This window comes from Bradyrhizobium sp., assembly GCF_016462955.1.
Classification (GTDB): Bacteria; Pseudomonadota; Alphaproteobacteria; order Rhizobiales; family Xanthobacteraceae; genus Bradyrhizobium.
In genome coordinates this window covers 2791-8821 of the sequence record NZ_JAEMSD010000285.1, presented here as the reverse complement: position 1 = coordinate 8821, position 6031 = coordinate 2791, and the positions used below count along the sequence as shown (strand labels likewise).

General features: G+C 65.9%; 3 protein-coding genes. 2 read left to right on the top strand and 1 reads right to left on the bottom strand.

All coding sequences use genetic code 11. The features are described from left to right. Both gltB and JHD07_RS24880 read left to right on the top strand, forming a co-directional pair. Positions 1 to 3036 (top strand): glutamate synthase large subunit (gene gltB / locus JHD07_RS24885; protein WP_291626859.1); only part of this gene is annotated, 3036 nt, incomplete at its 5' end. A 158-nt stretch (positions 3037 to 3194) separates the two neighbouring features. Then, on the top strand, positions 3195 to 4646 hold the full coding sequence (locus JHD07_RS24880) for a glutamate synthase subunit beta (RefSeq protein ID WP_291626858.1): 1452 nt from the start codon (positions 3195 to 3197) through the stop codon (positions 4644 to 4646). Between the two features lie 168 nt (positions 4647 to 4814). Here the strand turns inward: JHD07_RS24880 and JHD07_RS24875 are convergent. After that, the coding region (locus JHD07_RS24875; RefSeq protein ID WP_291626857.1) for an outer membrane beta-barrel protein at positions 4815 to 6031 on the bottom strand (1217 nt) is incomplete at its 5' end.

Sequence of the window (6031 nt, the reverse complement as noted above, 5' to 3'; positions counted from 1 at the left end):
GAGCTGGTGATGAGCCTCGTCTCCATCATCGGGCCGCGGCCGAACCTGTTCGACCTCCAGGGCATGGCCACGACCAAGCGCCTCGAAGTGCGCCAGCCGATCCTGACCGATGCCGACCTGGAAAAGATCCGCTCGATCTCGGAAGTGGCCGAATCGCACTTCAAGTCGCGCACGCTGGACACGACGTTCCACTCCGGCCTCGGTGCGGCCGGCATGGACCAGGTGCTGGATGAGCTCTGCGCGCGTGCGGAAAGCGCGGTGCGCGAGGGCGTCAACATCATCATCCTGTCCGACCGCATGGTCGGCACCGACCGGGTGCCGATCCCCTCGCTGCTGGCCTGCGCCGCCGTGCATCATCATCTGATCCGCACGGGCCTGCGCACCTCGGTCGGCCTCGTCGTCGAATCCGGCGAGCCGCGCGAAGTGCATCACTTCGCCTGCCTCGCGGGCTACGGTGCCGAAGCGATCAATCCCTATCTCGCGTTCGAGACCATCATCGCGATGAAGGACCGCCTGCCCGGCTCGCTCGACGATTACGAGATCGTCAAGCGCTACATCAAGTCGATCGGCAAGGGCCTGCTCAAGGTGATGTCCAAGATGGGCATCTCGACCTACCAGTCCTATTGCGGCGCGCAGATCTTCGACGCCGTCGGTCTCAAGGCGGATTTCGTCGGCAAGTTCTTTGCGGGCACGCATACCCGCGTCGAGGGCGTGGGTCTGTCCGAAATCGCGGAAGAGGCGGTGCGCCGCCACGCCGACGCGTTCGGCGATGCACTGGTCTACAAGAGCGCGCTCGATGTCGGCGGCGAATATGCCTATCGCAGCCGCGGCGAGGACCATGCCTGGACCGCCGAATCGGTGTCACTGCTGCAGCACGCCGCGCGCGGCAATTCGCAGGAGCGCTATCGCGCCTTCGCAAAAATCCTCAACGAGCAGTCGGAGCGGCTTCTGACGCTGCGCGGCCTGTTCCGGATCAAGAACGCGGATGAGGAGAAGCGCAAGCCGGTGCCGCTCGACCAGGTCGAGCCGGCCAAGGACATCGTCAAGCGCTTCGCCACCGGCGCGATGAGCTTCGGCTCGATCTCGCGCGAGGCGCACACCACGCTCGCGATCGCGATGAACCGGATCGGCGGCAAGTCGAACACCGGCGAAGGCGGCGAGGAAGCCGACCGCTTCAAGCCGATGCCGAACGGCGATTCCATGCGCTCGGCGATCAAGCAGGTCGCCTCGGGCCGCTTCGGCGTCACCACGGAGTATCTCGTCAACTCCGACATGATGCAGATCAAGATGGCGCAGGGTGCCAAGCCCGGCGAAGGCGGCCAGCTCCCCGGCCACAAGGTCGACGCCACCATCGCAAGGGTGCGGCACTCGACCCCGGGCGTCGGCCTGATCTCGCCGCCGCCGCACCACGACATCTACTCGATCGAGGACCTGGCGCAGCTGATCTACGACCTCAAGAACGTCAACCCTGAGGGCGACGTCTCGGTCAAGCTGGTCTCCGAGATCGGCGTCGGCACGGTGGCCGCAGGCGTCGCCAAGGCGCGTGCCGACCATGTCACCATCGCCGGCTTCGAGGGCGGCACCGGTGCATCGCCCCTGACCTCGATCAAGCATGCGGGCTCGCCGTGGGAGATCGGCCTCGCCGAAACCCACCAGACGCTGGTGCGCGAGCGGCTGCGCAGCCGCATCGTGGTCCAGGTCGACGGCGGCTTCCGCACCGGCCGTGACGTCGTGATCGGCGCGCTGCTCGGAGCCGACGAGTTCGGCTTTGCTACAGCGCCGCTCATTGCGGCCGGCTGCATCATGATGCGCAAGTGCCATCTCAACACCTGCCCGGTCGGCGTCGCGACCCAGGACCCCGTCCTGCGCAAGCGCTTCACCGGCCAGCCCGAGCACGTCATCAACTACTTCTTCTTCGTCGCCGAGGAAGTCCGCGAGATCATGGCCTCGCTCGGCTTCCGCACCTTCAACGAGATGGTCGGCCAGGTTCAGCTGCTCGACCAGACCAAGCTGGTCGCGCATTGGAAGGCCAAGGGCCTCGACTTCTCCAAGCTGTTCGTCAAGCAGAAGGAAGAGAAGGGCCAGAAGATCTACCACTCCGAGCGCCAGAACCATCATCTGGAGGCGGTGCTCGACCGCACGCTGATCGAGAAGGCGCAGGCCGCGCTCGACCGCGGCGCGCCGGTCAAGATCGAGGCCAACATCAACAGCACCAACCGCTCCGCGGGCGCGATGCTGTCGGGCGCGGTCGCCAAGATCTACGGCCATGCGGGTCTTCCGCACGACACCATCCATGTCAGCCTCAAGGGCACGGCCGGACAGGCCTTCGGCGCCTGGCTCGCGCACGGCGTCACCTTCGAGCTCGAAGGCGAAGGCAACGACTATGTCGGCAAGGGCCTCTCGGGCGGCAAGATCATCGTCAAGCCGCCGAGGAACTCCGCCATCGTGCCGGAAGAGAGCATCATCGTCGGCAACACCGTGATGTACGGCGCGATCGAGGGCGAGTGCTACTTCCGCGGCATCGCCGGCGAACGCTTTGCCGTGCGCAATTCCGGCGCGGTCGCCGTGGTCGAGGGCGCGGGCGATCATTGCTGCGAGTACATGACCGGCGGCATCGTGGTGGTGCTCGGCAAGACCGGGCGCAACTTCGCGGCCGGCATGTCCGGCGGCATCGCCTATGTGCTCGACGAGACCGGCGACTTCGACAGGCTGTGCAACATGGCGATGGTCGAGCTCGAGCCGGTGCTGTCGGAGGAGATGATCAACGCCGACACCTATCACGCCTCGGGCGACCTCGAGGCGCACGGCCGGGTCGACGTGTTCAAGAACCTGCTCGCCTCCGACGTCGAGCGGCTGCACGTCTTGATCTCGCGCCACGCCAAGGCCACCGGCTCCAAGCGCGCCGCCGACATCCTCGCCAATTGGAAGGACTGGCTGCCCAAATTCCGCAAGGTGATGCCGGTCGAGTACCGGCGCGCGCTGCGCGAGATGGCCGCCAACGCGGACGCGGAGCCGAAAATCGCGATCGGGGCGTAAGAAAGAGCCCTCATGGTGAGGAGCGCGATAGCTGCGTCTCGCACCATGAGGTCACCATCCGGGCCTCTATCCATCGAGACGCGGCGCGAAACGCGCGCCGCTCCTCAGGATGAGGAGTGAGAGAACAAAGAATTTAAGCGGCAGGGACTTCGGGTTTAATGGGCAAGATCACGGGTTTTCTGGAAATCGAACGGCACGACCGCAAGTACACCCCGGTCACCGAACGCGTGCAGCATTACAAGGAGTTCGTCGTTCCGCTCTCCGAGAAGGAGGTGCGCGACCAGGCGGCGCGCTGCATGAATTGCGGCATTCCCTATTGCCACGGCACCGGCTCGGTGGCGCCCGGCACGCCCGGCTGCCCCGTCAACAACCAGATCCCCGACTGGAACGACCTCGTCTACCAGGGCAATTGGGAAGAAGCCTCGCGCAACCTGCACTCCACCAACAATTTCCCGGAGTTCACCGGCCGCATCTGCCCGGCGCCGTGCGAGGCGTCCTGCACGCTCAACATCGACGACAACCCCGTCACCATCAAGACAATCGAATGCGCGATCGTCGACCGCGCCTGGGACAATGGCTGGCTGAAGCCTGAAGTCGCCGCCCACAAGACCGGCAAGAAGGTCGCGGTGATCGGCTCCGGTCCCGCCGGCATGGCCTGCGCCCAGCAGCTCGCCCGCGCCGGCCACGACGTGCATCTGTTCGAGAAGTACGCCAAGGCCGGCGGCCTGCTCCGCTACGGCATCCCCGACTTCAAGATGGAGAAGGGCGTCATCGACCGCCGCGTGGCGCAGATGGAAGGCGAAGGCGTCACCTTCCACTACAACAGCCATGTCGGCGCGGACGGCAATGTCGATCCACGCGAGATGCTCAACGAGTACGATGCGATCGCCCTGACCGGCGGCGCGGAAGCCCCGCGCGACCTGCCGATCCCCGGCCGCGAGCTCTCCGGCATCCACTACGCCATGGACTTCCTGCCGCAGCAGAACCGCCGCGTCTCCGCGGAGCCGCTCGGCGGCGTCCAGGAGATCCTGGCCGCCGGCAAGCACGTCGTCGTCATCGGCGGCGGCGACACCGGAAGCGACTGCATCGGCACCTCGCTGCGCCAGGGCGCGCTCTCGGTGACCCAGCTCGAGATCATGCCCGCGCCCCCCGAGCGCGAGAACAAGGGCCTGACCTGGCCGAACTGGCCGCTGAAGATGCGGACCTCGTCGAGCCAGGCCGAAGGCGCGGTGCGCGAATTCGCCGTGCTGACGCAGAAGTTCTCGGGCGAGAACGGCCAGGTCAAGAAGCTGCACTGCGTGCGCGTCGACGACAGTTTCAAGCCGATTGCCGGCACCGAATTCGAGCTCGACGCCGATCTCGTCCTGCTCGCGATGGGCTTCGTCCATCCCGTGCACGAGGGCCTCTTGAAGCTGCTCGCGGTCGACCTCGACCCGCGCGGCAACGTCAAGGCCAACACGCTCGACTACCAGACCTCGCGCCCGAACGTGTTCACCGCGGGCGACATGCGCCGCGGCCAGTCGCTCGTGGTGTGGGCGATCCGCGAGGGCCGGCTGTGCGCGCGGTCGATCGACACGTTTTTGATGGGGAAGACGGATCTGCCGCGGTAGCAAGCCGGTCATTCCGGGACGCGCCACTTGGCGCGAATCCGGAATCCATCGGGCCTCAGGGTTGGTGAATAAATGGATTCCGGGTTCGCGCTTCGCGCGCCCCGGAATGACGATAGAGAGAGCCGCGCCCCTTCGGCTTCGTCTCGTGAGACGCGCAAGCAGGCGCCCTCAATTCTGCAGCCTCACCCCCAGCAGCATCACTGTGCCCTGCGAGCTCGCCGCGGCGATGTTCGAATCCAGGATGTCGTGGCGCAGCGTGCCCTTCACCCAGATGTTGCGGTTGAGCTTGTAGATCAGATTGCCTTCGAGCGAGTAGGTTTTGTCGTTGCGACCCTGGTTCTGGTAGTCGTACGTGCCGTAGGTGAACTTGCCGACCGCGGTGAGCCAACGGCGGAAGTCGTGGTCGACTTCGGCCGCGTAGGTGCGCACCAGCACGCCGGAGGAGCCGGGAATCGTGGTTTCGTTGATCTGCGTGTCGGTGAAGAGCTTCACCGTGGTGAGGCCGCTCGCGTTCCAGATCAGCGAGCCCGTGGTGAGGAAGCCGGCGAGCTGGCTGAGGCGCGGGTCGGTGTAGTTGCGCGCGGAATAGCCGACCGAGATCTCGCCGGTGAGGATGCGCGAGAACTCGAAGGACGAGCCGATCTTGGCATAGCCGCCGTTGGAATCGCGGAAGTAGCCGTTGCGGTCGGCGGCCTGGTCGTGGACGCGGGTGTCGCCCTGGATCTCGACGAACGGCTTCAGGCCCGGCTTCAGGTCATAGGAGAAGCGTCCGACGCCGCCATATTGATTGAAGTCGCGATCTCTGTTGGGGAAGGTCGTGCCGTCGATGAGCTTCGAATCGGTGTAGGCGGTGCGATCGATGGTGGCGCCGGCGGAGACCTGGAAGCGGTTGAAGGTCTGGTCGAAGCCGATGGTCGTGCCGTAAGTGGCATAGACCGGGTATTTCTGCAGGCCGGCCTGCACGTTCGGGCTGCCGGGATTGTCGGTGGCGAGCCGCAGGCGGAGCTGCGAGAGCAGCTTGAAATCGCGGGTGACGTCGAGCCGGCCATCGACATGGCCGTTGAAATCGGGCCGGTTGGCCTCGACCGGCGACGGCGAGGCGAGGCCGTTGAGCGTCGCCGGCATGTCGTTGGTGTAGCCGGAGAACGAACCGCGCAGATCGGCGACCAGCGCATGGCGCTCCCAATCGGACACCACGAGCAGATCCGGCGCGATGACATAGGCGGGCGAGCCGACCGGCTTGTTGAGGCGCGTCGGATTGGTGTCGTAGCCGGCGGAGAGCTCGAGCCCGCCCTTGATCAGGAAGCTGCCGGCATAGTCGCCGACCGCACCGAACGGATCCTCGTCCAGCTTGAGGCGGCGGCGCAGCGGCTGGCCGGGCACGT

Bases quoted from the DNA above. Each gene is read 5' to 3' on its own strand.
- JHD07_RS24880 (WP_291626858.1), top strand. From the start codon at position 3,195: ATGGGCAAGATCACGGGTTTTCTGGAAATCGAACGGCACGACCGCAAG.